The organism is Microcoleus sp. PH2017_24_DOB_U_A (genome assembly GCF_020738205.1).
Lineage (GTDB): Bacteria > Cyanobacteriota > Cyanobacteriia > Cyanobacteriales > Microcoleaceae > Microcoleus.
Map to the genome: position 1 here is coordinate 1 of NZ_JAEQCT010000086.1, position 26,002 is coordinate 26,002.

Below are 26,002 nucleotides of genomic sequence, written 5' to 3' on the forward strand. Positions count from 1 at the left end.
CAAATTTCAGCCACGCGCCTCGGTTGGGGATGAGACTGGCGTTGTAGGAACGGCGGCCGTTTTTGTCGGTTTCTGATTTGTAGTATACGCCGGGCGATCGGACGATTTGGTTGACGATGACTCGTTCCGCACCGTTGATGATGAAAGTGCCGCGTTCGGTCATCAAAGGCAAATCGCCGATGAAGACTTCTTGCTCTTTGATTTCGCCTGTTTCTTTGTTAATCAAGCGGGTGGGGACGTACATTTGCACCGAGTAGGTGCTGTCCCGGCGCTTAGCTTCGTCTACATCGTATTTTGGGCGCTTGAGTTTGAAGTCTTTGCCGATGAAGTGGAGTTCCAGCTTTCCCGTGTAGTCTGTAATCGGGGAGAAGCTGTCTAGTTCTTCAATCAGTCCGGCTTCTAGGAACCAGCGAAAACTTGCCCGCTGGATTTCGATCAGGTCGGGCAAGGTGAAGGCGAATTCTGTGTAATCTTTAGTCGTCATGGGTGTCCTTTTTCCGCAGTGGCTCTAGCTTTTTACATGGCGCCAAGGCTTGGCGTTTTTACCTTGTTGCGTTTTTTTGATGGATTGTGTGAGAGAATTTATATGATGTTTTCGATCGCCTACCAACTGCTGCAACGGTTGTTTTTATTGGTTGCTCGCATTATTTTTGTGCGGGTTCTGGCTGCGATCGAGATTCTTTTAGCTCCGATCTCTTGGTACTCCAGGGTAAATCCCTTACACATTTGACTCCTAAAATTGACTTTACAGCTATTGCCAAATTGCTGAGGTTCCAAGTTGCTTGTAATGTGTAAAATTGAGTGTAAGTTTGAGGTATTGCTTGACGTTTTTGTCTGTCCGGAAGATTAGCGCGCCCTCGCCCAAGCTAGCAGTTCGGCGACTGCGACGGCGCCCGCAAGCAAGCGATCGCCCGATCGGTCGGTTCTTTTTATTATTATAGGACGCAAATCCGATCGCACTACGGCAACTCCCAAAGAATCTGAGATTAAGGATGAATCCGGTTTTTGTATCAGGATATAGATGGGATTTTTCCTATCTTTTCCCCCGAACTCCACCTGTTTTCCTCGTTTCTCTATGCGCTAGTAGCTAAAGTGACAACCCGAATAGCTGACAGGCATTTTCGGTTGTCTGCTGGGACAAAGTCAAGAGAGAAACTCCTCTCAATTTAGCAACTTGCTCGGCTACGTAGTAGACGTAAGCTGGTTCGTTGCGTTTTCCCCGCTGGGGTACGGGCGCGAGAAAAGGACAATCTGTCTCGACTAGGATGCGATCGCTATTTACCATACAAGCTGATTCTTGTATTTGCAAGGCTTTTTTAAAGGTGACTGTGCCGCTAAAACTGATGTAGAAACCCAGGTCTAAAAACCACTGGGTTTCTTCGGGCGTGCCTCCCCAGCAGTGCATCACCCCGCGTACTGGGCCGCGTCTTTCCCAAAAGTTCCGCAGCATTTCGGCCATTGGGGCGGCGGCGTCGCGACAGTGAATAATCACTGGTTTGTCAAGTTCCTGGGCAATTTCAAGCTGTGCCTCAAACACTTTAAACTGGTGTTCGCGATCGTCAGCCTTAAAAAAGTCTAGTCCAGTTTCGCCGATCGCCACTACCCGAGAGTCAGAACTTGCTAATTCCCTAATCAGGCTTGCAGTTTCGTCTTTCCACTTGGCGGCATCTAGGGGATGAAGCCCCACCGCAAAAGAGACTTCTGCAAACTGATTGGCAATTGCTTGAATTCCAGCAAACTCTTCGGGTTCTACACAAGAATGAACCAATCGAACTACACCAGCTTCGCGCCAGCGTTCTCGAATGGCTTCTAACTCCGACTTGAAAGTCTGAAAGTTGATATGAACGTGAGTATCGATGAGCTGCATGGGGGAATGGGAGAGTGAGAGAGTAGACGAGGGGGAGAGTGGGAGAGGGGGGGAGTGGGAGAGGGGGAGAGGGGGAGAGTGGGAGAGGGGGGAGAGGGGGAGAGGGGGAAAATCTTCTCTCTTCCTTCTTCCTGCTACTTTTTCTTCTTCTTCCTTCTTACTTCCTGCTGCTTTTTTCCTTCTTCCTTCTTCCTTCTTCCTTCTTCCTTCTTCCTTCTTCTGTCTTAGGATGCTACTTGTGTTTCGTGTGGCTTGATGGTTCTTGCCAAGCGGGACTTTTTGCGAGCGCCGTTGTTGCGGTGCAGTACACCTTTTTTCACAGCTTTGTCTATTTTGCTGTAGGCCTCAGACATCCGCTGCTGGACTTCTTGCATTAATTCTGGTGTCGGAGATGCGGCGTATTTATCGACGGCTGCAAAATACTTTTTCATCAAAGTTTTTACCGCTGACTTGTACGACTTGTTGTACAAGCGGTTGCGCTCGGCGATTTTGACTCGTTTGACGGCGGACTTAATATTTGCCATAGTTCAGTTTGTGGAAGTAGGTATTGATTGATACATCATAGTCTCAAGATAGTCTCAAGACACGGAGATTTTGAGGGACAATCTTTTCGGGTGGGAGCCACAAAAAGCTTGATTTTTTTAAAGCTGAGTCAGCCATGAGCCGATCGATCGGATTCAAGCTGAGCCTGGGGCTACTTTTTCAAGGGCGATCGCGCAATAATTTTTAATTGACTCATTTAACTGCCTTTTTTTTTACCTCTGACGATACCCAAAGGTATGACAAGGGTGCGATCGAGGCGTCTTGCGGGGTTTCCACCGTCACGAGTTAAATTCACGGTTTATTGCGCGCAATTTTCAAGTATACAATAACTTGGCGTTTTTTTATAAAAAATTATCAGGTGTCGAAAAAACTAATATAGCATCGATTCGGCTCAAAATCCCATTCCCTGAAAAATCCAAGTTAAGCTATAACAAAGAGTACGGGTTATTTGGGCTTCGTCGAAGGAAGAGGGAAGAAGGAAGAAGGAAGAAGGAAGAAGGAAAAGGGCAGAAGGAAGAAGGAAAAGGGCAGAAGGAAAAGGGCAGAAGATTTTTCCCTCTCCCCCTCTCCCCCTCTCCCCCTCTCCCCCTCTCCCCCCTCTCCCCCCTCTCCCCTCTCCCCCTCTCCCCCTCTCCCTCCGCACCCGATTCTCTGGCGAGCAATTTCTAGAAAAGCTCTCAGTGTTGCAAAATCATCGACAGAGATTTATAACGCTGCACTGAAGCCTTAGAAACTCCCGCGAGTCTCGCGGTTTAAGCTTGTGGGCTGGTGGTGGCTGACTTGTCCAGGAGATAGCCACAAAAATCCCCAATTGTCAAGCAAATGTTAGTGAATTATTGACGGCATTCCTAATCTCCATGCTGCGAATTATTACTCAGTGGGTTGAGGCGCAAGCTGAACTGCGACGAATCTGCGATCGCACCCACGACGAACTTGTTATTCACAAAGAAGCCACCGTGCGCGAGGTGCTGCAAGCTGTAAGACGCAAAGGCGATCAGGCTGTGCTGCAATATACTGCTGAATTTGACCGCATCACCCTAAATGCGACAGATTTGCGCGTGAGTGGCGCCGAATTGGATGCTGCTTATCAGCAAATATCGAAAGAATTATTAAATGCGATCCGGCTTGCTTGTAAACAGGTAGAGGCGTTTCACCGACAGCGTGTGCCCAAATCTTGGGTGCAGTTTGGTGATGACGAGATTGTTTTGGGTAAGCGCTACACGCCAGTCGATCGCGCGGGAATTTACATCCCTGGCGGTCAGGCGTCCTATCCCAGCTCGGTGATCATGAATGCGGTGCCTGCGAAGGTCGCCAAGGTGCCGAAACTGGTGATGTGTACTCCCCCCGGACAGGAGAAGAAAATGAATCCTGCGGTGCTGGTAGCGGCTCAGGAGGCGGGAGTTGATGAGATTTATCGGGTTGGCGGGGCCCAGGCGATCGCAGCTTTGGCCTACGGTACCGAAAGTATTCCCAAGGTAGATTTAATCACCGGGCCGGGGAATATTTACGTCACGCTGGCGAAAAAACTGGTTTACGGAACAGTCGGGATCGATTCTCTGGCGGGGCCGTCGGAGGTGCTGATTATTGCTGATGCTACGGCGAATCCCGTACACGTGGCTGCGGATATGTTGGCTCAAGCTGAACACGATTCGATGGCGTCGGCGATTTTGCTGACGGCGGATTCGGTGTTGGCTAGAAAGGTGGTGGCTGAAGTTGACAGACAATTGGTAAATCACCCGCGCCGGACTTTGACGGAAAAGGCGATCGCCAATTACGGTTTAGTTGTAGTAGTTGAGTCCCTGAAGGCGGCGGCGGAACTGTCTAACGAGTTTGCTCCCGAACACTTGGAATTGCAGGTGGCAGATCCCTGGGCCCTGCTCGACCAAATTCGGCACGCTGGGGCGATTTTCCTGGGCTGTTCAACACCCGAAGCTGTGGGCGATTATTTGGCTGGCCCGAATCATACTTTACCGACATCTGGTGCTCCGCGCTATGCTTCCCCACTGGGAGTGGAAACTTTTATGAAGCATTCGAGTTTGATTCAATATTCGCCGGCTGCACTGAAGAAGGTGGGTAGGGCGATTAATGTGTTGGCGGAAGCTGAGGGTTTACCTTCTCATGCCGATTCGGTGCGCTTGCGGACTGAAAATGAGGGAGGGTGATGAGTTTTAGATGGTAGAGTTGAGGTTGGCGATCGAGATTTACGCACTTCGGGCTTAAGAAACCCGGTTTCTTTCAATAAGCTGTTGCACATTTAAATTGTATATTCGGGACGGGCTAGAAGCCCATCCCACAAGAGTTTTTAAGTGATTTTTGACATACAATTTAAATGTAGGACAGCTTATCTTGCGTAAATGACGCAATTATGTTAAGAAACCGGGTTTCTGTGTAGTAATGATGCTGTTGGTGGGAAGCGCTAAATTGTGGAAAGTAGGCGACTATCAATGAGAAGTTTAAAGTCTAATATCTGAGATTTAAAGGTGCATTATATTGGATACTCTTTTGGTGGCGATCGACAATTCTGAGTTTGCAGCACAGGTTTTGCAAGCTGTGGGGCAGTTTAAACTAGAACCTACGGCGAAGGTGATTTTAGTTCATGTTGTGAGTTCTGATACGCTGGATTTTGATGCGGTGGTCGATCGACCTCACGCTCAGGGAAATGAGATTGCTTATCGAGAAGTAGAGAAGTTGTTGCAATCTTATCAGGAAATGTTGCCTTGCCAGAGTGAGTTGGAGATTGTGGCGGGGGAACCGGCCGAGGAGATTTTGCGTTTGGCGAATATTTATAAAGCGGATTTAATTGCGATCGGCTGTCGGGGTTTGACTGGTTTGAAGCGGATTTTGGAGGGTTCGGTGAGTGCTGAGGTTGTGGCTGAGGCTCCTTGTTCGGTGTTGGTTGTGCGGGCTAGGTAGGGGGAATTGACATGACCCCACGAAATTCACTTTGCTAATTTGTGATTTTTCGCCCTGGTTAACGACTTTTAAATCCCAACCCGAAATCTCGACGGACTTTCACCGTCTCTGGCTTAGCTTGAATATTCTGTTGTTGTTGAATTTGCTGCTCTGCTTTAGCGCTTTCCCAGAAAAATCTTTTGTCCTGAAAGATATAAACCGTGGGAATAGCAGCAACAAAGGTGATTAAGAGTCCGGTAATACCCACGACTAAATTCCAGTCAATTCTGTTTCCACTCATAATGTTAATTTTGTAACTTGATAAAATTTGCGTTTTTGGACTTTAAAATATCCCTTTCTTCCTTGGGGTCGCAGTTGGCTGCGGATATGGTTGTATCCTCATAAATTGGGGATAATTTTGGACTACAAAGATGACGGTGAGAGTCACAAATCCTAAAGCAACTAAACCTATTAACATTTTTGGTATCTTTGATAAATTGAGTGAAGGCCAACTGGGAGCAGGGGAAGCCACTGTCGGAGATACTGAAGATACTGCTAGAGGTTTAATAGCTTGTAATGCTTGATCGGCTGATTGGTACCGCTGTTTCCATTGGTGTCGCACCATTTTATCTAAAATAGCTGCTAATTTTGGGCTGACTGATACTCTGTCCCTCCAAATAACTTCTAACGTCTGCGAGTCTTTTGGCAACTCGTGAGGAAATACCCCCGTCAGTGCTTGGATACCTACCATTCCTACTGCATAGATATCGCTGCACAATTTGGGATGCCCATTTTCTTGTTCGTTGGGCATATATCCGGGAGTGCCAATGGGAACTGTTCGCGGTTGCCCTGTAGCATGGTTCAATTGGCTGCTGATTTGTTTGACTGCCCCAAAGTCAATCAAGACAATCTTCCCATCCGCATCGCGCCTCATTAAATTGGAGGGCTTGATATCCCGGTGGACAATTTTGTGTTGATGGACAAATTGCAATACTTCTAAAATATCATACAACAATTCAATGACTTTACTTTCACTGAACTGAACTCCCCTTGCTCCCATTTGGTGATGGGGGTTCAATTCGTCGCTCAAATCGTGTCCCACAATCAACTCTTGGACGAGATAAAATTCTTGGTTTTCGTCGAATTTAGCCAATAGCCGCGGAATGCGATCGTGCTTCCCTAAGTTCTCCAATACTAGAGACTCGCTTGCAAACAGGCGTTTGGCTATGTCCAAAACAGATCGTTCATTGGACTGGGGCATCAATCTCTTGACGACACAGGGCGGATAGTTAGGTCGATCTCGATCCTCGGCTAGGTATGTCTCGCCAAATCCACCTTGACCCAAAAAACGGATTATGTGATAACGTCGGTTAAGAGTTTGTCCTACAATCATTTTTATGTCATAATATTTTTTATAATTCTCACACACTCGGATACAATTCGGCTTAGTTCTTGAAACCGTCAAGAAAGCGTTTTTATTCAAATTTACTGCAAAGGCTATGACTACAAAAGCGCATCGCTTGATTCCGCAAATTCTGGCTGCCGTTTTGACTTTGTTTGGCGCGGCGGCTTGTTCGACGACGACAGCTTCTGCTCCCGCTCCGACTCCCCAGGCAGAAGCTAATGAGCCACCTACAGTCTTTAAGTGTATTCAGCAAGGGAGTGGCTGGGCAACTACTGTGGAAAAAGGAAATATAACTACTAAAGCCCCTCTAATTACCTGGGATACCACAGAATTTGGGGGAAACTATACGCCCGATAAACGCTGTGAAATAGTCTCAGAAAAACTGACAAAAGCTGTTGCTGATAGTGGTGGTAAATTAGATGATGTGCAATTAACAGTGGGTTTTGTAAATAATCAAAACGTTGTTTGTGTTCTTGATAAGTCAAGCACAGAATGTACTTCTAAAAATATGCTATTTACTCTCAGTGACAAGAATTCCAAAAACCCTCACGAAGCCTTGGAAAAAATTTTGAGATTTAATGAGGGCAAGGCTACTGGTGTCACCGTTTCTGAAAATGCTAATTCTTCTTCTATTTTATTGATAAATTTAGTAGGTAGCAACTTGGCAATAAAGTAGGGCAATCTAAGGAGAATTATAACTTGTACGGGTGAAGCATTTGGTGGGCGAAAATTGAGGATAATAAATCATGATTTTGGTTCCAAGAAATTGCCCCCTGCTCCGCGAATACGCACAAGATTTCGGGAAACCTACTATGTAGAGTGCGTCAGTTTTAAGGTTAGTACGAAAAATTATGGTTTAACCAACTGACGCAGCTTACTAATTGTGCTACATAAGAAACAAAACTTGAAATAATTATTCAGAGATATGATTGTGTTGCGTAGATTATCTATTGTTATAGTTCTCGGTTTAATAATTGGTGGGTGTGAAAGTTTTCCGAAAATTTTGGGTTCTGGTTTGTCTTCTGGTGAAGAAGTAGCTAAAACAGCCAAAGAAATAGCTGTTACAATTGATGGATGCAGTACGGCTGGTTCAGGAGTAATGTTCAAAAAAGATGGCAATACTTACTCTGTTCTCACGGCTCATCATGTGGTTAAGAAGGCGAAGGGAACTTGTTTGATTTTGACACCGGATGGCATCTCATATAAAGCATTAGCATCAGATGCAAGCGTACCTGTAGCTGGCATGGATTTGGCAGTGTTGACATTTGTGAGTGACAAATCTTACAAATTGGCGAAGTGGGGAGACTCAGATAAAGCTATGGAGGGTACTAGCGTTTCTGTTGCTGGGGCACCGGGAGCCAGCCAAGTAATAAAAGAACGCAAAATGGTAGTAATTCCTGGTATAATTATCGGTTTGGTGTCAAAACCTTTGGAAATTCAAGGGTTTGGCTGGAGGTATAATAATGAGACAAGCCCTGGAATGAGTGGTGGACCAGTGCTGAATCAAAAAGGGGAAGTTATTGGCATTCATGCCAGCGGAGATCGGCAAGACGGAATGGATCCGAAATGGAAATTTGGGATTCCGATTAAGCTTTTTTTAGACCCTAACAGTTTCAAAGCTAAAGGTAGTCAACTTAATGATGCTGAGGACTATTACAATCAAGGGGTTGCTCGTAAACAGCAAGAAGATTATAAGGGTGCTATAGCTGATTTTTCTAAGGCGATATCACTTAATTCTCAGTACGCTTATGCTTACTGTAATCGAGGTGTAACTTATTATGAATTAGGAGAGAAAAAAAAGTCTTTTGCTGATTTTGATAAGGCAATCAAAATCGATCCTAATTATGCACTTGCTTATAAAAATCGGGGCAATGTTAACTATGAATTAGGAAACAAAGCTCAAGCGCTCACTGATTACGATCAGGCAATTAAGCTTAATCCAAATTTAGCTTATGCTTACTTGAGTCGAGGTAGTGCGTACTATGACCTAGGAGAGAAACAGAAGGCTTTTAATGATTATGAACAGGCTATTAAGATTAATCCTAACTATGCTGATGCCTATTTTAATCGCGGTCGTGCCTACTATGATTTAGGAGAAAAACAGAAGGCTTTGGCTGATTACGATCAGAGTATTAAGATTAATCCCAACAATGCCGATGCCTATTTTAATCGGGCTCTTGCCAACTCTGACTTAGGAGAGAAACAGAAGGCGATCGCCGATTATACCGATGCTATTAAGATTAATCCTAATTATGCTGATGCCTACCTCAATCGGGGTAATGCGAACTATGAGTTAGGGGATAAACAGAAGGCAATCGCAGATTATGAGCAAGTTATTAAGATTAATCCCAACTATGCTGATGCTTACTACAGTCGAGGTAGAGCATACCGTAACTTAGAAAACAAACAAAAGGCAATTGCCGATTATAACCAGGCTATCAAGCTTAATCCCAACCATGTCTATGCCTACCTTGGTCGGGGTAATGTCAAGTCTGACCTAGGGGAAAACAAAGAGGCGATCGCGGATTACTCTAAGGCGATCGACCTTAATTCTAACTATGCTGATGCCTACGTCGGTCGGGGTATAGCCAAGTATGGTCAAGGGAAAAATGAAGATGCGATCACAGATTATGACCAGGCTATTAAAATTAATTCCAACCATGCTAATGCCTACTACAATCGGGGTAGTGCAAAGTCTGCCCTACAGGATACACAAAATGCGATCGCAGATTATGAAAAAGCCGCTGACTTGTACAAGCAACAAGGAAAAACCAGTGATTACCAAGATGCTATCAACAGGATTCAAAAATTATCAGCACAGTAGCGACAACCTGAGATAGGACTTACGCAAAAACACCCGATTTCTTAGAAACAACCTAAATTTAGCAGCGAAAAACCTAATACCATTTATAAAAAATATTGTTACACAACAATTTTGGGGCTGGTTTATTTAATGATTGTGTAAGGTGCGTCGCTGTGAGATTGTCGCTCTTTTTTGAAGATTGTCGATCGCGACGCACCCTACGGATAATGTTGCTCAGAAAAAACCTAAGTTCAGCAGCGAAAAACCTAAGAAAAAATCCGATTTCTCATCTTGATGACTCACCTGCTGAAAAGTATCAATCGGAATCGCCCAACTCAAAGATTCCATCCGCTGAAAAACCGCCACCGAAGGCAAACTCCCATCAGCAAACTTAAACACATCAATTCCACCCAAAGGATATTTCGATTTGCCATTAATCCCCACCAACTTACCAGAAATATCCAATACAGGCCCGCCACTCATCCCCTCGGCAATATCATTAGTGTAACCAAGTTGGTATCCACTCTCAAGGGATTGAGCCGGCAACATTCCCACTTTCCCACTCGTTAACTTAAAAGCTTTTAGCCCCCAATTCCGAGTCTTCTCTATAGACTCTGAATTAATCCAATGCCAATTCGGAAAACCCGCAGCATAAACCGCATCTCCCACCGATAGCTTATTTGAGTTTCCGATTTCCGCAACTCGATAGGATTGAGAAGTGGTAAACTGCACTAAAGCTAAATCTACTTTACCAAACTGAGACGAACGAAGCCATTTAGCAATATGCGTCTGTCCGTCTGCTGTCAATACTTGATAAGTTTTGTCCTGATTATCAGCTACCACATGATTGTTAGTCAAAATAGTATAAGTTTGGTTTTGATGCTGAATAATTACGCCAGAACCGGACACAGAATCAGATATAATTCTGACAGTCACAAGATTTGCAATTTCTGAAACTTGCTGGTTAACTTGTTGGAAAATAGCCGGAGATGGTGCTAAAAAATGCTCTGGCGTTGGTCGAGATAAAGTATTTAATGTGGCAGTTAATAGTAGTAACATTGGTATAAAATCCCACCAATTTACAGGTTTTGCTGGTTCGTATTTCATGTTTCCAGTCGGTGTCAATAACCGCGTTAAATCCGCAGTCCGGCAAGGGTTGAAACCCCTGCCTCAAAGCGAAAGTCCTCGGTCGAGGACTGAAGAACTCATGAGTCCTCTTTAGAGGACTTTCGCTATTAGACAGGGGTTTTTAACCCCTGGCGGACTTCGAGTTTAATGCACTTGTTTCCCCTACTTCCCCTTCCCCTTCCCCTTCCCAGTCAAAAACTCCCGCAGCCGCAACAAACTAGCAGTTTGTCCCAAATTCAGTGGTAGCAGCGACACTCCCTCCAACCGAGACTGCACCCAACCGTCGCCCCAATACCACTCGTGAAACCCGTCAATTCCCTGACTCAACAACAGCCGCAGACAATTTGACTCTGCAATCTCCACATAGTGCTGCACTGCTACCGGGCCTATCCAACTTGTGAATGTCAATTCCCGATCGAGCATTTCCGGTAAACCCTGAGAAAACTGCTGAGGCCACAGCCACTGCTGCAACTGCACCGGACGCACCAAACTGTCCCGAATCGCAGTCTCCGAAGCTTCAACCTCAATCCGCAGTTGGCTTTGTTGAAAATTACCTAGCATAGCAATTTGAAATTTTATATAGGAGCTTTACTTAACTTAAATGTAACGTAATTGCATGGAGTTCGATCGCCCCCACGTACAGTTTTCAGTCGAGATATCGGGGCCGGCACACGATGGCAAAATACATACGGCGGTTGAAACCGCGTCTACACAAACAAAACCCGCCTCCGCGGGTTGAAGAACCGACGGTGAAAATTACGTTGTTTTCTTCATTCCGCGGAGGCGGACATCGTTACAAACAAAACCCGCCTCCGCGGGTTGAAGAACCGACGTTGAAAATTACGTTGTTTTCTTCAGTCCGTGGAGGCGGACATCGTTTGTGTAGGAGCGGTTTCAACCGCCGTCTGCATCTGTATTTAATTCGATCGCACTGTATTTAATTCGATCGCACATTAGCGTCCATCCCCATTCATCTACCATGAAAAATTTAAGATTTGCCATAGAAACCAGCATCAAAAACCCCATTTTTGTATCCAATTGTTAAGCTCTGTTGCATTTCATTTAAATCTCCCATTCTCACCCCACAGCAGAGAAACTCCGTGATACCATCACATCTGACTGGTAAAGACTTATAGAAAAAATTGGGAGAAAAGCTTTGACACTACGGGTTGCAGTTGTTGGATCGGGGCCAGCGGGTTCTTGCGCCGCCGAAACATTGGTAAAAGCAGGCATCGAAACTTATTTATTTGAACGCAAATTAGACAACGCTAAACCCTGCGGTGGGGCAATTCCTCTGTGCATGGTTGAAGAATTTGACTTGCCACAAAGTATTATCGATCGCCAAGTCAGAAAAATGAAAATGATTTCCCCCTCCAATGTAGAGGTGGATATCAACATCGAAAACGAACACGAATACATCGGTATGTGCCGCCGCGAAGTCCTCGATGGCTTTTTGCGCGATCGGGCTGCTTCCTTAGGTGCCAAACTGATTAACGGTACTGTTCACACCTTAGAAATTCCAGGCAACAACACCGACCCCTACATTCTCCACTACGCCGACCACTCCAACGGCACCGCTGTGGGAACTCAGAAAACCCTGAAAGTGGATTTGGTAATCGGGGCTGACGGCGCTAACTCCCGCGTAGCAAAGGCGATTGATGCTGGTGACTACAATTATGCGATCGCCTTCCAAGAGCGCATCCGCCTCCCAGAAGATAAAATGGCTTACTACGAAGGTCTAGCCGAAATGTACGTCGGCGACGACGTTTCCACCGACTTCTACGCCTGGGTGTTCCCCAAATACGACCACGTAGCCGTCGGTACCGGCACGATGAAAGTCAATCAAGCTGATATCAAAAAGCTGCAAGCCGGAGTCCGCGCCCGCGCTGCCAAAAAACTCATGGGCGGTGAGATCATTAAAGTGGAAGCTCACCCCATCCCAGAACATCCGCGTCCCCGCCGGGTTGTCGGCCGAGTTGCTCTCGTAGGCGACGCTGCTGGTTATGTTACCAAGTCTTCGGGCGAAGGTATCTATTTTGCGGCTAAGTCTGGCCGGATGTGCGCTGAAACTATTGTGGAAATTTCCAATAAGGGCGCGCGGATTCCGACTGAACAAGAAATTAAGCTGTATCTGAAGCGCTGGGATAAGGCTTACGGTATTACCTACAAAGTGCTTGACATTTTGCAGCGCGTGTTCTACCGTTCCGATGCTACTCGCGAAGCTTTTGTGGAAATGTGTGCCGATCGCGATGTGCAGAAACTCACATTCGATAGCTACTTGTATAAGACTGTAGTACCGGCTAATCCCTTGATTCAGATGAAGATTACTGCGAAAACCATTGGTAGCTTGTTGCGCGGTAGTGCTTTGGCGCCTTAATCTCTGGCGAGTTATCACACTTTGTATAATAATCCGGAGATCCCCCCTAGCCCCCCTTAAGAAGGGGGGGACATGAGTATTCTGAAAGTTCCGCTGCGATGAGGGGACAGGAATATTCTCAAAGTCCCCCTTCTTAAGGGGGATTTAGGGGGATCGAGACTCGGGGATCAGCGAGATTTATCAAGGCTTTCAGGCTTCAGTTGACAGGAATGAGCAGTGCTGTATCCCTACAGATAAGCTGCTCAATCGGAAATCCCCTCCCAATTTTGAATTGGGAGGGGATTTTAAGCTTTTTTCCGATTTAGGGACAGTCCTTTTTTTGGGTTAGTTCAAGTTCAATTGCACTAAGGTGTCGGGGGCGAGGAAGTGGGAAATGTGGTAAGCTCGCTCTTCTGTTTTTAGCAGGATTTTTTCGTAGAGGTAGCGCGTAGCTCGATCGCCCAAACTTTCTGCTTGTCCTGCTTGACGGCGCAACAAACCGATTATAGCTTGTTCGGCAGTCAAATCGTGTTCCAGCATTTGGCGGCACGAATACACGCCGTCGGCTTCCGGAGCGAAACAGCACATCTCGGCTAACTTGCTAAAGCTAGCTACGGGTATGCCGCCCAATCCGTTCAACCGTTCGCCCAATTCGTGGACGCTATCTTGAGCTTCTCCGTAGCTTTCTTCAAAGAATTTGTGCAAGGAGTAAAATTCTGCTCCTTCCACGACAAAATGATGTTTTTGATATTGCAGGTATAGAGCCTGAAAACTCGCCAGCAGGGCGTTCATTCCTTCACAAATCGGTGCTGTGACTGAATGTTCTAACAAAATTGGGTTTTCAGCTATGTGACCAAACGGTCTCAATGCACTCTGAATCTGGGCCATTAGTGTTTTCCTCTCAATAGGCAGTGATTGTTGCCAATAGAGTTAGTCTAGCATCCTAAATTTAGCAGTCAAGCAGGGTCTGGCTTCATAGTGATAGAGTTTCGAGAGTAGGAAAATTTTTTTGTAAACCTATTGAGAATTATTAGCAGTTGCGTTATGCTGGAAAAAGATGCTCGTTCTGAGTGCTTCCTGAATGTGGGGCGAATCCTCCGAAGGCAGAAAGCAGCAGGCAAAAGGCTAAATTTTTCAGAAAGGGCTTTTGACAATCCTTGATTCTCTTCTGAAATCTGGCTTTTAACTTCTGCTCGCTATCAGTCCGGGTAAAAATTAATGCAAATTATTATTGTTGTCACAAGATGAATCCAGCCGATCGAGAGTTAGAAGTTTGTGAGATTGTGCAAGTTAGTTGGCTAGACAGGTGGCAAGTTTACAAACGCTTGCAAGAACTCGAAATCCCCTGCTGGTGTGCGGTTGACCAACCTTTGCGGGCAAAAGTCAACACTGTCAGACAAGCTGCTCAGCTAATGAGCGTGTTGAGGCAAGTTAGTGCCCCTCGGCGCGAACTGGTTCAGTTGCTGGAGTGCTGCTGGCAAATCGGATAAAGCCCGAAGGAAGAAGGAAGAAGGAAGAAGGAAGAAGGAAGAAGGAAGAAGGAAGACGGAAGACGGAAGAAGGAAGACGGAAGAAGTAAAAATAATGATGCGATTCAACGCATAAATACCTTCACTGGCGACGTTTTCTTGTCAAGTTTGATAATTTTCACCGAACAGTCAACCCAGGAGTTATGACAATGTATAAGTCTGGCAAGCAAGTTTCTGAATTCAGCCTAGAGGGAGAAATCCTCAGCCTGATTATTGAAGATGGTTATAAACTTAAATATTTGCGTATTAGCAGCGATCGCAAAGTAGAATACCTTGTTAAACTTTCCAAGGAATTGCGGTCATTTTTAGCGCCTGTTTTGACTCCTGGGTTGAGAGTTCAAGTTGCAGGTGAGAAAGAACTCAATTTGAAAAACGGTAAAATAAAACTGAAAGCTCACAGCCTCACTCTGGCTCGGGGCCACAACGATCGATCGCTCGAACACCTCGACTCTACCAGCGTACCTGCTGGGGTACTGACATCCGTTGGCGCGATCGGCAAAACCGAAGTCACCACTCCCACAGCAGCTCAAACTGTCAAAGCTGCGGCAAAAACTCAAACCAAAATATTAGTGTGTCAAAAATCTGACTGCCAGAAGCGGGGCGGCGCAGCAGTCTGTAAAGCTTTAGAAAATGCTTTGAATGCACGGGGTTTAGAAGAGCAAGTGACTGTTCAGGGAACCGGATGTCTCAAACAGTGCAAAGCAGGGCCAAATATAGTGGTGATGCCGGACAAAACTCGCTACAGTCGCATCAAACCGGCAGAAGTTCCAGCAATTGTTGACAAACATTTTGCAGTTGTTAAAGTTTAGCCGATCGCAGGAAATCTCGGAATGCCCGAATGTCGGAGTCCCCAATCGGAGAATTTTGCTTGTGACCAATGCCCTGCTTGCCCTGCTTGCCCTGCTTGCCCAATAACCAATAACCAATAACCAATAACCAATAACCAATAACTAGGGGCTTTCTTTTAGATAATCTATAAGGATAGACTGTATCTGAGACCCTGTGACTATTGGGATAAAAAGCCATGTCAGAAGCTGATCTTCGAGCCAGTCAGCACCAACCCCACCCTGCTGTTCGATCCGAGAACGAAGGATTGCAGTCAAATTTTGCTGCTGCTGGGGGTTTTGAGCCGATCGCCCCCCGTCCGACAGATACTCCCGCAACGGTGCCCCAACAGCCAGAAGAAGACTGGCAAACACTAGATTTTCCCAACGCGATCAGCGTAGATGCAATTCCCACAACACCCTCCCCGAACAATTTGCCATCTCAGACACAGCCGCCAGAGGTGGGATCGCCCGTGATTTCAGACAATCTCAAAAATCTGCTTGGGAATGCCGAACAGGCTAAGAACAAAGGATCGACACCAGTTACCCTCATGCAAGCGCTGCACGAATGCAACCGCGACCTTTTGCAGCGAATCGCTCAGCTAGAAACAGCCCTCGAAGAGTCCCACAACAAATTGGAGAATCGCGAAACGTTACTAGAACAGCGGACTGCTGAACTAGAAAGCATTCAAGAACAATTGACGCGACTGTTTGGGAAAGTGGAAGTTTCCCATCAAACTCTGCAAGGTCAAGAAATTTTAGTGGAAAGTTTAAGCAGTCAGTTGACAACCAGCCAAACCAGGTTAGCGATTGTGGAGCGAGAATGTGCGTCTACTGTGCAGCGCTACAACGAACAGTTTCACCAGCTAGTAGCTACCGAAAATGTTTGCAGGGAATTGCGATCGCGCTTGCACCGCCAGCAGCGCCACACTCTGCAATTTAAAGCTGCTTTGGAAAAAAGTCTGGAAAGGCCACAGAAATCTCCAATTATTGAGCCACCTGACGAGGCGGAAGATAGCGCCCACAAGCAATTAGAATCCTTGCTAGCGGCAGTCAGAAGCTCTCAGAGTCCCCTGCCACCAGCCTTCAACGCTGCCCCTGTCCAAGCTTGGTCAGATCCCGAAGAGCATCTAGAGGCAGCGCTTGCTGAATATGCGATCGACCCTGAGTCGATCGCAAATATGGAACTTAACAAATTAGCCCAAGCATCCGGCATTCAATTGCAGAAGACCGAAACCTACCAGCCGTTTGAGCCAGCAACAAACTCGCCCCTTGGGGTTGCGGAACCTCAACTGCCGGCGGCTGAGCCTGAACCTGAACCAGAAACTGCTGCGCCCACCTTAGGCAGCCAAGAATTGGCTAAGGCGGTTCAAATTTTGAATTCAGTGGAAACCTTTGGCCTTCAGGAAGTGCGATCGAGTGCGGTCAAACCTACAGCAGCCGGACAACCCGAGTGGCTGACCTTGATTTCCAATCCGTTGCGGGCTTCTAAAAAACGTCGATCGCTGGCTGAAATTGAATTGCCGAGTTTTCGATAGCAAACGCAAGTTGACAGTTGACAGTTGACAGTTGACAGTTGACAGTTGATAGTTGACAAAAGAAGGAAGAGGATTGGAGTAATCAATCGTCTTCTTTTAATTTCTCCCGATCAGGGTTCCGGCTTTAAACCAATTCTTTATGGTAATTGGTAATTGGTAATTGGTAATTGCTCAAATTTACCAATTACCAAAAAGACAGATCGTCGTTTGGGTTTTGACCGGAAAAATATTATTCCGAGTGCAGTGCGAGCGTCTCGCTCGCGTGTTCAACGTCAGCGAGATCCTCGCGTGTTCAACGTCAGCGAAACGCTCGCACTCAGCTATCAACTGAAAACTCTTTTTTCCCCTTTCCCATGCCGTAGGTGAGAGCATAGCTGGTAGCCAACAGCCACAGCCAAACACCCGGATATCTGGGTTCCAACCAAGGCTGTACCTTGCGGGCGAAACTGGGTAGCCATCCGAACAGCCAACTAGCTAAAGCCAACAGAGTAAAAGTCAAGTAACTCCCCAACCAGCGCCAAACATCCCCCAAGGTGACAAAATCTAAAATCCACAGCAGGAGAGAAGGATTTTTTCCGGCTGCTTCAATCGCCAATCGATTGAATGTTAACCAATCGACTCTATCTTTGATAAAAGTTTCGGCTACGGTGAGTTCTTGTCCTGCCAAAATGCCGAAGAAGGTATTGAGAATTGAATTAATTCTCTGGGGCGGCAAACTGCGGCCGGTGGGAACCATCATCCCTTTAGAAAACAGCCAAGTTACTGACACATTGCTCTGGTAAGCGCGAATTTGGTTTAAGTGATTGGCACTTAATAAATCGTGTTTTAATGCTGTATCCAAAAGGTCAGTTAAGCGGAAAAGATTGCGGACGAGGGAGCCGAAACCGGTGAATACTAAGGGAGATTGCAAAGATGCTGCATCGCCGATCGCAATTAGGCGATCGACTGCCACGGCGCGATCGCTGCTGTTGCTGCTAAAATGCCCCGGAATATAACCAAAAGTCGGCTTTTTCCACACCAATTTGTCGATATCGCAGCGACGGTACTCCGGCAGAATAGCGAAAAAGTCCTCGTACAGTTCTAGCAAAGAACCGGGATTTTCGGGATGTACTTGGTGGTAGTGAAATAGATAAACTGTCAGTTCTCCACCAGCAGCGGGAAACAGTTCCCAAATGAGCTGGCGCCCCCGGGAGATGTCGCCGTGACTGTAGAGAACATCCCCGTAGTCAGAATCCCAAACTCCAGGCTCAAATCCTCCGTCAATGGCAGCTCCGACGGTGGGGCAAACGCTGTCAAACGCCCGTCCTCCGTTCAATTGCCAAGCGATGGGAGAAGCTGAACCCATGGCATCCACGAGCAGTCGGGCGGAGGTTGTGCGATCGGCTTTTGTCGGCAAGTGGCTGGCTTGAACCACTACTTTTTTTGCTTCAACATCGGCTCTAACAAATTCAGTTTCGTCCCAAATTTCCCCACCAGCTTCTGTTAGCTTAACTCCCGCCAAATACAGCAATTTTTCGCCATCTAAGGCTATATTCAGCACCTTCGGCGTGTGCAAGACTGGGGCTTGAGCAACGGTTGGATTGTTAGCATCAAAAAACTTGTTATAGCCATCTTTGTATTCTCTAGCAATCAAAGTTTCGATTTCCGCAGCCGTAAACAAACCCAAATCAATTAAGCTTTGAATTTCATCCCGCGAAATATTCCACTCGCGATTCATCCGCCCGAAAGGCATTCTTTCCAGCAGCAGCACTCGGTAGCCCAATCTCGCCATGACTGCGGCGTGAATTACCCCCAACGCCCCGCCAATATAAATCAAGTCGTAAACAGTATCCCCAACATCCGACACCGAAACTGTGCCTTCTTTCTTCTCCCCTCTTCCTTCTTCCTTAAAACTATCCCCAACATCCGACACCGAAACTGTGCCTTCTTCCCTCTTCCCTCTTCCTTCTTCCGACTTCCCTCGGACTTCTTCCTTCTTCAAAAACACTACTTGCTTTGGCGCTTGAGGATTGCGAGTACCTTCACGCCAGCGCTGCTCCCACCAGTAGACGCGCTGGAGGTCGTATTCGCCTTTGGGCATTTTTTTGAAGTATTTGACGGTAAGGGGGTAATAGGGGGCAAGAGCTTCAAAAATTGACTGTTTGGAGAGGTCTATAACGGGGGGTTGGGGGTATAGCTCTGGAAACTTGTTTCTTACAGCCAGATTCAAAGTTTCCAGGAACTTTCTTTCTCCAGCGGGTGCGTCTTCGATACGAAAGACTTTTAAATAAGTTGTGCGCTGGACTGACCAGACAAAGGTGGAAAGTTCTGTCGATCGCGAATTGCGGTTTTCGGAATTGCTATAGGCGAATGTCGGTTTTAGATTAGCATTTTGAGATCCAGATTTGACCAATTCGGCTGCTGTTACGTTGGAAAGCAGGCGAAAACCGTCAGGAGTAATAATTTTTTCTCCGATTCCGGGATCGAATTCCTGTTGCAACCAAGTGCAGACGGCTGCTGTATCGGGTGTCGGGACTTCTAAATAAAGAATTTCTTGCATTTTAATGTCTCAATTCTCAATAAATTCATAAAGATGGGGGAGTTGACAAGGGAGCAAAGTAGGCTATACTCCCAAATACTTATTTAGTTTTAAATAAGTTTACATTGTTCTCAGATTTTTAGCTAATTGGCTGGAAACCCCGCAGTGGCTGAATATCTACTTTCTTCGGTATGCAATTTCATGAATTATCCCATTCCTACGAATCCTCAAGAAATGATTGCTTTGCGACAGCAGCCGCTGAATGAAGAATTGGTGGCATCTGCGATCGTGGGTGTGGTTCAGATTGCCCGATCGCGATCGCAGTCTTTGGATGAGTTAAAGGCTGAGGTACTGGCGGACGACAATCTGCTCGATTTGACTCAAAGGCGCTGGCTGAGTGAGATTGTGGCTCAAGCTTGGGAAAATTTGCCCTAAATTGTCAAAATCAGAAGCATTCGCCAGTGCGATCGAGCCGGGGACAATAAGCTGATGACAGCTACATTGTCCGGTAGAATTGGCGATCGTGCAAAAATTATAGACTTATGGCATAAATCTTTGATTGGGGAAACCGCAGATAAACGCAGATAAACGCAGATGACTTTCAAGATAGTTTGAGTTTCACAGGTTAGCTGCGTTTATTAAGTATTTTAATATGCCAATAATTTGACTGATATTATCAATAAAATAATCATTTAAATCGACTTCGATAATTTGATTGCTAAGTCGTAAAAATTTCCAGTTTGTTCCGGTTGTGACCACTCCATATATTTCGGAAATATTATTGTTTCGTCTTTCATTAAAAATTTGAGCTGCAATCATTTCTGCCATACATTGTGGCAATCCAGCTTGGATATCATCATTTTTAGCTTCTACTAAGGCGACAACCGGGGCTTTAATTAAAAGTTGTTCTGGAGAACGACTAATTAGAAAATCACAAAAACCAGTCAATCCTTTTTCTAAATCTACATTAAACTCTTTTCCTGAAAACAAGCTAATTTGATACTTAAACTGCTTTCTCAGTTTTACTAAAATAGGTGTAACAATTAATTCTGAGCGAGCTTTTTCGGTATTAATTGCTAAAGCTAAAGAGATATTTTCTTGCAGGGTTTGACTGAGAAGGTCGCTATACTCGGATTTGGGTAAATTGGCAAAAATACCAACTTTGTCAGCAATGGTGATGCCAAAGTTGGTTTCAATCATTTCTAGGTTGATGAATTGACTGTATGACATTCTTTTAAAAGTGCGATCGGGAACTAAATCTAAATAAAAGTCGGCGGTTGAAACCGCATCTACACAAACGATGTCCGCCTCCGCGGACTAAGAAATAAAGGGATATTAAAGTTTATAAGGCTTAGCCACTAACGCAATTCAACTTCTCGCTTAACTTCTGCTAAAACCCGATCGCCCCGCGTCAACCGATATTCTGCGCGCCACACTCCGGGAGTCAAAGGAGAATTTGTGCTGTTTTTTTTGCCGACATAACGCAACCAAGTGCGGTTGGAGGCTGGAATTTCCTTGGTGTCGTTGACGATTGTTTTGCCATCGGGTGCAAAGATTTTGTATTGTTCGCGATCGCCCTTGAGGACTCCGTAACTCTGCACCCAAAACAATAAAACCGGACTGTTGACAGGTAGTTGAGTTTCCGAAAATTGTCCCGCCCAGACAGTATTCTCATCCGGCGGCTTGGGGGCAAAACCGGCGCGAATTAAACCGGTAGAAACATAGTCGATCGGCTTGTCCCAAATTGGATTGCGGGCAATGTTGCAGCCTAACTTCGCGTCTGGCCCCACAAACGGATCTACGGGCTTGCCTTGATAGCGAAAAGTGATGTGTACGTGGGGGAAAGAGGCTAAGCCAGAGTTGCCCACCATGCCCAAAACAGTGCCTTTTTGTACCTGCATTCCCGGTTTGACAACAAGGCTGTTTTGGCGGAGGTGGCAATATTGGGCTTCCCAGCCGTTGCCGTGATCGATTACCATACCGTTGCCGCATTCTGTACCTGCGACGTTGGTTTTGTCTGTCTGGTTTTGCAAACGCCGATCGACTACACCATCTCGCACTCGCAAAACTTTCCCCGCAGCGGAGGCGACAACGGGGACTCCTTTAGCCATTGCTTTGGCGTCGGGAATGGCAAAATCTATGCCGTCGTGCCCGTCGTAGGTTTGTCGCCCGCAGCCGAATTCAACGGCGCCAGGGCTTGGATCGCGATCGAAATAGTGCATGACAAAACAGTCTTTTCCTAGGGTACAGGCGATCGGCTGACCGAATTTCGGGCTGTTGGGCTGTTGGGCGACTGCTGAAGAGACGAGGCGTTGGGCGATCGAGTTGGCTTGGGCGATCGGCGCATTAACTCCCGTGTTATTACCACAGCTAGAAATAGTTGTCAACCCCACGGTCAACAAAATTGTAGAAATCTGTTTTTTTGATAGTAAAATCATTCGCCGGTGGGATGTAAAGCTGAGGTGGGTAGTGAAAAATCTATTAATCATTCAAAATATACTTGCTCAGGAATCTCGACGATCGATCGGGTGTTTTTGTTTCCTAGATTTGTGGCAATACGAATTATGAACAATATTGCTTAGAGGATTTCATCTGTAGGGAAACGGCAGGGCTATTTCCGGCGGGGAGTTATGCAAATAACCGATAATTTCTATGGAATTAATAATTGTAATTGCTACGGTGCGTCAATCGATTTTAGATTTTAGATTTTAGATTAATTCCACGGATAAATCCGGGGGAAGAGAGGATTTTTGATTTTCGATTTGGGATTGATTCCACGGATAAATCCGGGGGCTTATATAGCCTTTCTCAAAAAGATGAGGTATGACTGGCAGCCCACACAACCCTTCGACTAAGAGGGCTGAAGCCCAACAACGTACCTCATCTTTCTGACAACCGCTATACCACCTTTGAAATTCTTGGTCAGGGGGAAATTATTGAGTAAGTGGTTGCCAAATTCAGCCCTGATGTACGCTACATAACCACAATTTGCTTTTGGGTAAAACACATGGCAATTCCTTTTTCGTAGTAAGCCGCCTCGTTAATAAAAATTGGATAAACAATTGATTTACCTTCATACAAGACCGACTCGCCCTCAAAGGTCAAAAACATCGGATCGCCCGGATTCAATGCTTCATAATCTCTCGATTGTAGCTGAGGATGAATCATTGCCTGAATTTCTCCAGAGTTGTTTCTCGGATAGTCGATCGCCCGAATGCTTTGATAAATAGTCAGGGAATTATTGACAACGGGCATTGTGCCTAGATTGTAGGCTTCTGTGCAATCTAATATTGTCCCGATAACTTGCTCGGTTTGCTGAAACCAAGACGCATCTAAAACACCTTGCGCGACTGCGCCAACTTCCAGCGTACCGCCTAACTCAGAAATCGATCGCAACAAAGGACTATCTTGATGATTGCTTGGCGAAGCCAGTAACTTGAGGTGCGGATAGATAGAGGTTAAATAAGCTGCTAGTTGCAGGTTAAAGGGATGCTGGCTGGCGAGAATAAATGTTAGCCCCATGTTCGATGTGGTGCTGTGCAAATCGATGATTAAGCTTTGTTGCTCGGTGTTTTTTGAGCTAAAAATGTGGTATATCTCTTTCGCCCGCTGGGCTTCGTAGCTGGAGAGGTGGGGATTTTCTAAATCTTGCTGGCGAAAGCAGCGGTTGAGGTCGATATCGATGTAGCGTCTCCCAATTTCGCAGGCTTTGGGGTTGGCTAGCAGGGCGATTGTTTCAAAAGTCGATCGCCCAATTAACTCTGGCGCGCGATCGAACTTCTTCACAAGGTATACTCCTGTGAGTTCGTTTCCGTGGGTTCCTCCCACTATGGCAACACGTTTAATTTGATTCATAAACAAACAAGTTTCTATGCCAAGCCTACCATCATTTCAGTTCTCTTGGTAACACAGACCTCAGAAACCGGGTTTCTTTCCGTATTTATCATCACCTAACCAAAGATTAATAAAAACCCGGTTTCTCGCTCCCTGCGTAAACAACTGATATATGTCATTGCGACGAACGAAGCAATCTTAGTCTTGGCGATTGCTTCGTGCCTCGTAATGACAATTGCGGACGTTTATTTATAATAGAAACCCGGTTGCTCATCTCAATTTGCCAATTTTTCCGGATCTTCCAAATTCCTGCCTGAATAGAAACAAGATGGCGGGGAAACACACGCGGAGACTCAGGATATGACGCGCGATGAAGCACTACGACGAATTAATCTAGCTACTGATAAAAAAATTACAAAACTTGATTTGTCGGGATTAGAGTTGCAGGAATTGCCACCGGAGATTGCCAACTGTACGCAACTTGAAAGTTTAGATTTAAGCGGTATTGGCTTAACAGAAATCCCAGAAATTCTCTGCCAACTCTCTCATCTGTCAGTGCTTGACTTAAGTTACAATCAGATTGCAGCTATCCCAGATTTTATCGCCCAACTATCCAATCTGACAGACCTTGACCTCTATAATAATCGGATTGCTGTCATCCCAGAATCACTCGGAAAACTGTCAAAGCTGAAACTGCTCGATCTCAGTTACAATCAGATTACCGAAATCCCCGACTCTCTCGCCCAATTGTCGAATCTGACAGACCTCGACCTGTATAATAATCAGATTACCGAAATCCCCGACTCTCTCGCCCAATTGTCGAATTTGACAAAGCTTTACCTCACGCACAATCAGATTGCAGCCATCCCAGGGGCGCTAGGAAAATTAGCGAATTTGACACAGCTCAATCTCAGTAAAAATCAGATTGCAGTAATCCCAGAGGATCTAGCCCAATTGTCGCATTTGACAGAGCTTTACCTCCGATACAATCAGATTACAGCAATTCCAGAGGATCTCGCCCAACTCTCGAATCTGTCACAGCTTTACCTCAGCAGCAATCAGATTACAGAAATTCCTGAGAATCTCGCCCAAATGCCGAATCTGAGACAGCTTTACCTGAATGATAATCAGATTACAGCAATCCCAAGGGCGATCGACAGCATGGAGAATCTAGAAAAACTCGATTTGCGGGGAAATCCGATTCTAGGGGAAATTTGATATGATGGTTGGAGCGATCGCCACCGCGCAGAAATCGATCGCATTATAGTTTCTCATCAAACCGAATAGTAGAATAGTAGATAGCTAAAAGAGGGATTTTAGATATGGGACTGAATGAGTATTTTGATTTCTTAGCAGCGGATGATATTCGGATTAAAGGACATCGCATCGGGATTGAGACGGTGCTGTATGAGTATTTGTATCGGGAACGCACCGCCGAAGAAATTCAGCAACTCTATCCCTCTCTAACTTTAGCAGAAGTTTACACAACTATTTTGTATTATTTGCTTAACAAGGAATCAGTAAGTCGATACATACAAGATTGGTTAGAATGGTCGCATCAGCAGCGAAAAATGCAAGCAGCAAATCCCCATCCGGCTGCGGAAAGATTGCGAAAATTGAAAGCTGAACGGGAAAGGCAAACTGCGATCCAGGGTGCTTGAGAAATGGCGCTTAAATATTTGATGGATGAGAATGTTACGCCAATTTATGCGACATAGCTTCGCCGGAAACGCCCGGATTTAGTAGTTTGGGCAGTGGGCGACATTGGTACACCTCCGAAAAGTACGCTCGATCCAGATATTTTGATTTGGTGTGAGGATAATCGTTTTATTTTAGTGACGAACAACCGCAAGTCAATGCCCGTTCATCTAACAGATCATATGGCTGAAGGCAGACATATTCCAGGGATTTTCATTCTCAACTCAGATTTAAGTATTGGGCAAAATATTGAGGAATTAATTTTGATTGCTGATGGTTCATTCGATAACGAATACCAAGATCGGATTGTCCATCTCCCATTAACATAAAGAGGACTTAGATTTTGCGCGGGTGGCCAGAAACCGGGTTTTTACGAAAATTGTTGGTGACAGCGCAGAAACTCAAAAAAACCCGGTTTCTTAGATTGTCGCGGGTGGCCAGAAACCGGGTTTTTACGAGAATTGTTGGTGACAGCCAGAGACATGGGGAAAAAACCCGGTTTCTACGGGTGGTGATGCGTAGGCCAAGCAGGACACGGCAATGCCGTTTCCCTACGATAATTTTCGGGTAGGGAAACGGCACTGCCGTCTCCTCTTTCGGGCCGTGTGGTTGATTCTTTCCCCACCAACCAAAAAATCCTGTCACAATCAAATGAAGACTACGGGGAGACAAAGGATATGACGCGATCGCACTTGTTGCAGTTAATCGACAAAGCGGCTGATGAGGGCCAGACAGAATTGGATTTGGCGGGGTTGGGGTTGGAGGAATTGCCGCCGGAGATTGGCAAGTGCACGCAGCTTGAGACGTTGGTGTTGGGGAAGGTAAATAGATGGAGAGGAGTTGATGGTAAATGGACTCCGCAGCCGATTACCAATAAATTGACCTCACTACCAGAGGAATTGCGATCGCTGGAAAATTTGCGATCGATTGACCTTAGCTGCAATCCATTCGGAACGATACCAGAATTGGGGAGCATCCCACTTTTTGACTAAGTAGAAACACCTAGCTTGATGTCATTATTTAAATACGCACATCTCAGTCTTAAAATTTGAGGCACATTTTTTTCG

27 protein-coding genes and 1 pseudogene are annotated in these 26,002 nt (G+C 45.8%); 15 read left to right on the forward strand and 13 right to left on the reverse strand.

Going from position 1 to position 26,002, the window contains the following annotated elements; all coding sequences use genetic code 11:
- A pseudogene (locus tag JGK07_RS23195) lies at positions 1–484 on the reverse strand (DNA-directed RNA polymerase subunit beta); the annotation flags it as partial.
- 102 nt (positions 485–586) lie between these two features.
- On the opposite strand from JGK07_RS23195, the gene JGK07_RS23200 reads away from it, so the two are divergent.
- The gene (locus JGK07_RS23200) at positions 587–730 is read left to right on the forward strand and encodes a hypothetical protein (RefSeq protein ID WP_293178531.1); all 144 of its coding nucleotides are present in this window, start codon (positions 587–589) and stop codon (positions 728–730) included.
- A gap of 116 nt (positions 731–846) precedes the next feature.
- Here JGK07_RS23200 and JGK07_RS23205 read toward each other — a convergent pair whose 3' ends face one another.
- From JGK07_RS23205 to rpsT, 3 genes are all read right to left on the reverse strand, one after another.
- Positions 847–1,056: a hypothetical protein gene (locus JGK07_RS23205; RefSeq protein WP_293178534.1), complete on the reverse strand. Its 210-nt coding sequence runs from the start codon at positions 1,054–1,056 to the stop codon at positions 847–849.
- Positions 1,057–1,087: 31 nt separating this feature from the next.
- Positions 1,088–1,867 carry a TatD family hydrolase gene (locus JGK07_RS23210; protein ID WP_293178537.1) on the reverse strand — a complete coding sequence of 260 codons (780 nt, stop codon included), beginning with the start codon at positions 1,865–1,867 and terminating at the stop codon, positions 1,088–1,090.
- Between the two features lie 224 nt (positions 1,868–2,091).
- Positions 2,092–2,391, reverse strand: a complete 300-nt coding sequence (gene rpsT / locus JGK07_RS23215; protein ID WP_293178540.1) for a 30S ribosomal protein S20 — start codon at positions 2,389–2,391, stop codon at positions 2,092–2,094.
- A 349-nt stretch (positions 2,392–2,740) separates the two neighbouring features.
- Between rpsT and JGK07_RS23220 the strand changes: the two genes are divergently transcribed.
- From JGK07_RS23220 to JGK07_RS23230, 3 genes are all read left to right on the forward strand, one after another.
- Positions 2,741–3,079, forward strand: coding sequence for a hypothetical protein (locus tag JGK07_RS23220; protein ID WP_293223895.1), 339 nt, complete (start codon positions 2,741–2,743; stop codon positions 3,077–3,079).
- A 188-nt stretch (positions 3,080–3,267) separates the two neighbouring features.
- Entirely contained in the window at positions 3,268–4,572 is a 1,305-nt protein-coding gene (gene hisD / locus JGK07_RS23225) for a histidinol dehydrogenase (protein WP_293178546.1), read from the forward strand.
- 325 nt (positions 4,573–4,897) lie between these two features.
- The gene (locus tag JGK07_RS23230) at positions 4,898–5,323 is read left to right on the forward strand and encodes a universal stress protein (protein ID WP_293178603.1); all 426 of its coding nucleotides are present in this window, start codon (positions 4,898–4,900) and stop codon (positions 5,321–5,323) included.
- Positions 5,324–5,381: 58 nt separating this feature from the next.
- Here JGK07_RS23230 and JGK07_RS23235 read toward each other — a convergent pair whose 3' ends face one another.
- Together JGK07_RS23235 and JGK07_RS23240 are read right to left on the reverse strand one after the other, a co-directional pair.
- Positions 5,382–5,603: a hypothetical protein gene (locus JGK07_RS23235; protein ID WP_293178549.1), complete on the reverse strand. Its 222-nt coding sequence runs from the start codon at positions 5,601–5,603 to the stop codon at positions 5,382–5,384.
- Positions 5,604–5,645: 42 nt separating this feature from the next.
- Positions 5,646–6,695 (reverse strand): serine/threonine-protein kinase, encoded by a 1,050-nt coding sequence (locus tag JGK07_RS23240; RefSeq protein WP_293178552.1) that lies wholly within the window; start codon positions 6,693–6,695, stop codon positions 5,646–5,648.
- A 106-nt stretch (positions 6,696–6,801) separates the two neighbouring features.
- Between JGK07_RS23240 and JGK07_RS23245 the strand changes: the two genes are divergently transcribed.
- Both JGK07_RS23245 and JGK07_RS23250 read left to right on the forward strand, forming a co-directional pair.
- Positions 6,802–7,383, forward strand: a complete 582-nt coding sequence (locus JGK07_RS23245; RefSeq protein WP_293178555.1) for a COP23 domain-containing protein — start codon at positions 6,802–6,804, stop codon at positions 7,381–7,383.
- Between the two features lie 339 nt (positions 7,384–7,722).
- A complete protein-coding gene (locus JGK07_RS23250; RefSeq protein ID WP_293178558.1) occupies positions 7,723–9,531 on the forward strand; it encodes a tetratricopeptide repeat protein in 1,809 nt (602 codons plus the stop codon).
- A 213-nt stretch (positions 9,532–9,744) separates the two neighbouring features.
- Here JGK07_RS23250 and JGK07_RS23255 read toward each other — a convergent pair whose 3' ends face one another.
- Together JGK07_RS23255 and JGK07_RS23260 are read right to left on the reverse strand one after the other, a co-directional pair.
- Entirely contained in the window at positions 9,745–10,617 is an 873-nt protein-coding gene (locus JGK07_RS23255; protein WP_293178561.1) for a serine protease, read from the reverse strand.
- Positions 10,618–10,800: 183 nt separating this feature from the next.
- Positions 10,801–11,199 (reverse strand): hypothetical protein, encoded by a 399-nt coding sequence (locus JGK07_RS23260; RefSeq protein WP_293178564.1) that lies wholly within the window; start codon positions 11,197–11,199, stop codon positions 10,801–10,803.
- 595 nt (positions 11,200–11,794) lie between these two features.
- On the opposite strand from JGK07_RS23260, the gene chlP reads away from it, so the two are divergent.
- On the forward strand, positions 11,795–13,015 hold the full coding sequence (gene chlP, locus JGK07_RS23265) for a geranylgeranyl reductase (RefSeq protein WP_293178567.1): 1,221 nt from the start codon (positions 11,795–11,797) through the stop codon (positions 13,013–13,015).
- Positions 13,016–13,339: 324 nt separating this feature from the next.
- Here the strand turns inward: chlP and JGK07_RS23270 are convergent, their stop codons facing one another.
- Positions 13,340–13,882, reverse strand: coding sequence for a Dps family protein (locus tag JGK07_RS23270; protein WP_293178570.1), 543 nt, complete (start codon positions 13,880–13,882; stop codon positions 13,340–13,342).
- 356 nt (positions 13,883–14,238) lie between these two features.
- Here JGK07_RS23270 and JGK07_RS23275 point away from each other — a divergent pair, with 356 nt between their 5' ends.
- From JGK07_RS23275 to JGK07_RS23285, 3 genes are all read left to right on the forward strand, one after another.
- On the forward strand, positions 14,239–14,484 hold the full coding sequence (locus JGK07_RS23275) for an Asr1405/Asl0597 family protein (protein WP_293178573.1): 246 nt from the start codon (positions 14,239–14,241) through the stop codon (positions 14,482–14,484).
- A gap of 182 nt (positions 14,485–14,666) precedes the next feature.
- Positions 14,667–15,332: a (2Fe-2S) ferredoxin domain-containing protein gene (locus JGK07_RS23280; protein ID WP_293178576.1), complete on the forward strand. Its 666-nt coding sequence runs from the start codon at positions 14,667–14,669 to the stop codon at positions 15,330–15,332.
- 215 nt (positions 15,333–15,547) lie between these two features.
- Positions 15,548–16,885, forward strand: coding sequence for a hypothetical protein (locus JGK07_RS23285; RefSeq protein ID WP_293178579.1), 1,338 nt, complete (start codon positions 15,548–15,550; stop codon positions 16,883–16,885).
- A 316-nt stretch (positions 16,886–17,201) separates the two neighbouring features.
- On the opposite strand, the gene JGK07_RS23290 is transcribed toward JGK07_RS23285, so the two are convergent.
- A complete protein-coding gene (locus JGK07_RS23290) occupies positions 17,202–19,424 on the reverse strand; it encodes a flavin-dependent dehydrogenase (RefSeq protein WP_293189395.1) in 2,223 nt (740 codons plus the stop codon).
- A gap of 180 nt (positions 19,425–19,604) precedes the next feature.
- Between JGK07_RS23290 and JGK07_RS23295 the strand changes: the two genes are divergently transcribed.
- Complete coding sequence (locus JGK07_RS23295; protein ID WP_293153381.1) at positions 19,605–19,838, forward strand: hypothetical protein; 234 nt, start codon at positions 19,605–19,607, stop codon at positions 19,836–19,838.
- Positions 19,839–20,021: 183 nt separating this feature from the next.
- Here JGK07_RS23295 and JGK07_RS23300 read toward each other — a convergent pair whose 3' ends face one another.
- From JGK07_RS23300 to JGK07_RS23310, 3 genes are all read right to left on the reverse strand, one after another.
- Positions 20,022–20,633: a hypothetical protein gene (locus JGK07_RS23300; protein ID WP_293242876.1), complete on the reverse strand. Its 612-nt coding sequence runs from the start codon at positions 20,631–20,633 to the stop codon at positions 20,022–20,024.
- Between the two features lie 128 nt (positions 20,634–20,761).
- A complete protein-coding gene (locus tag JGK07_RS23305) occupies positions 20,762–21,892 on the reverse strand; it encodes a M23 family metallopeptidase (RefSeq protein WP_293291062.1) in 1,131 nt (376 codons plus the stop codon).
- A gap of 484 nt (positions 21,893–22,376) precedes the next feature.
- On the reverse strand, positions 22,377–23,258 hold the full coding sequence (locus tag JGK07_RS23310; protein WP_293178591.1) for an aspartoacylase: 882 nt from the start codon (positions 23,256–23,258) through the stop codon (positions 22,377–22,379).
- Between the two features lie 339 nt (positions 23,259–23,597).
- Here JGK07_RS23310 and JGK07_RS23315 point away from each other — a divergent pair, with 339 nt between their 5' ends.
- The 4 genes from JGK07_RS23315 to JGK07_RS23330 all read left to right on the forward strand — a co-directional run bounded on the left by JGK07_RS23315 (position 23,598) and on the right by JGK07_RS23330 (position 25,927).
- Entirely contained in the window at positions 23,598–24,455 is an 858-nt protein-coding gene (locus JGK07_RS23315) for a leucine-rich repeat protein (RefSeq protein ID WP_293178594.1), read from the forward strand.
- Between the two features lie 104 nt (positions 24,456–24,559).
- Positions 24,560–24,898: a DUF433 domain-containing protein gene (locus tag JGK07_RS23320; RefSeq protein WP_293178597.1), complete on the forward strand. Its 339-nt coding sequence runs from the start codon at positions 24,560–24,562 to the stop codon at positions 24,896–24,898.
- Positions 24,899–24,991: 93 nt separating this feature from the next.
- Complete coding sequence (locus tag JGK07_RS23325; RefSeq protein WP_366053377.1) at positions 24,992–25,264, forward strand: hypothetical protein; 273 nt, start codon at positions 24,992–24,994, stop codon at positions 25,262–25,264.
- Positions 25,265–25,540: 276 nt separating this feature from the next.
- Positions 25,541–25,927, forward strand: coding sequence for a hypothetical protein (locus JGK07_RS23330; RefSeq protein ID WP_293242880.1), 387 nt, complete (start codon positions 25,541–25,543; stop codon positions 25,925–25,927).
- Positions 25,928–26,002 lie beyond the last annotated feature (75 nt).

Bases quoted from the DNA above. Each gene is read 5' to 3' on its own strand.
- JGK07_RS23320 (WP_293178597.1), top strand. From the start codon at position 24,560: ATGGGACTGAATGAGTATTTTGATTTCTTAGCAGCGGATGATATTCGG.
- JGK07_RS23240 (WP_293178552.1), bottom strand. From the start codon at position 6,695: ATGATTGTAGGACAAACTCTTAACCGACGTTATCACATAATCCGTTTT.
- rpsT (WP_293178540.1), bottom strand. From the start codon at position 2,391: ATGGCAAATATTAAGTCCGCCGTCAAACGAGTCAAAATCGCCGAGCGC.
- JGK07_RS23300 (WP_293242876.1), bottom strand. From the start codon at position 20,633: ATGTCATACAGTCAATTCATCAACCTAGAAATGATTGAAACCAACTTT.
- JGK07_RS23295 (WP_293153381.1), top strand. From the start codon at position 19,605: ATGAATTATCCCATTCCTACGAATCCTCAAGAAATGATTGCTTTGCGA.
- JGK07_RS23235 (WP_293178549.1), bottom strand. From the start codon at position 5,603: ATGAGTGGAAACAGAATTGACTGGAATTTAGTCGTGGGTATTACCGGA.
- JGK07_RS23290 (WP_293189395.1), bottom strand. From the start codon at position 19,424: ATGCAAGAAATTCTTTATTTAGAAGTCCCGACACCCGATACAGCAGCC.
- JGK07_RS23305 (WP_293291062.1), bottom strand. From the start codon at position 21,892: ATGATTAATAGATTTTTCACTACCCACCTCAGCTTTACATCCCACCGG.
- JGK07_RS23260 (WP_293178564.1), bottom strand. From the start codon at position 11,199: ATGCTAGGTAATTTTCAACAAAGCCAACTGCGGATTGAGGTTGAAGCT.
- JGK07_RS23270 (WP_293178570.1), bottom strand. From the start codon at position 13,882: ATGGCCCAGATTCAGAGTGCATTGAGACCGTTTGGTCACATAGCTGAA.
- hisD (WP_293178546.1), top strand. From the start codon at position 3,268: ATGCTGCGAATTATTACTCAGTGGGTTGAGGCGCAAGCTGAACTGCGA.
- JGK07_RS23200 (WP_293178531.1), top strand. From the start codon at position 587: ATGATGTTTTCGATCGCCTACCAACTGCTGCAACGGTTGTTTTTATTG.
- JGK07_RS23280 (WP_293178576.1), top strand. From the start codon at position 14,667: ATGACAATGTATAAGTCTGGCAAGCAAGTTTCTGAATTCAGCCTAGAG.
- JGK07_RS23310 (WP_293178591.1), bottom strand. From the start codon at position 23,258: ATGAATCAAATTAAACGTGTTGCCATAGTGGGAGGAACCCACGGAAAC.
- JGK07_RS23255 (WP_293178561.1), bottom strand. From the start codon at position 10,617: ATGAAATACGAACCAGCAAAACCTGTAAATTGGTGGGATTTTATACCA.
- JGK07_RS23275 (WP_293178573.1), top strand. From the start codon at position 14,239: ATGAATCCAGCCGATCGAGAGTTAGAAGTTTGTGAGATTGTGCAAGTT.
- JGK07_RS23315 (WP_293178594.1), top strand. From the start codon at position 23,598: ATGACGCGCGATGAAGCACTACGACGAATTAATCTAGCTACTGATAAA.
- JGK07_RS23245 (WP_293178555.1), top strand. From the start codon at position 6,802: ATGACTACAAAAGCGCATCGCTTGATTCCGCAAATTCTGGCTGCCGTT.
- JGK07_RS23285 (WP_293178579.1), top strand. From the start codon at position 15,548: ATGTCAGAAGCTGATCTTCGAGCCAGTCAGCACCAACCCCACCCTGCT.
- JGK07_RS23210 (WP_293178537.1), bottom strand. From the start codon at position 1,867: ATGCAGCTCATCGATACTCACGTTCATATCAACTTTCAGACTTTCAAG.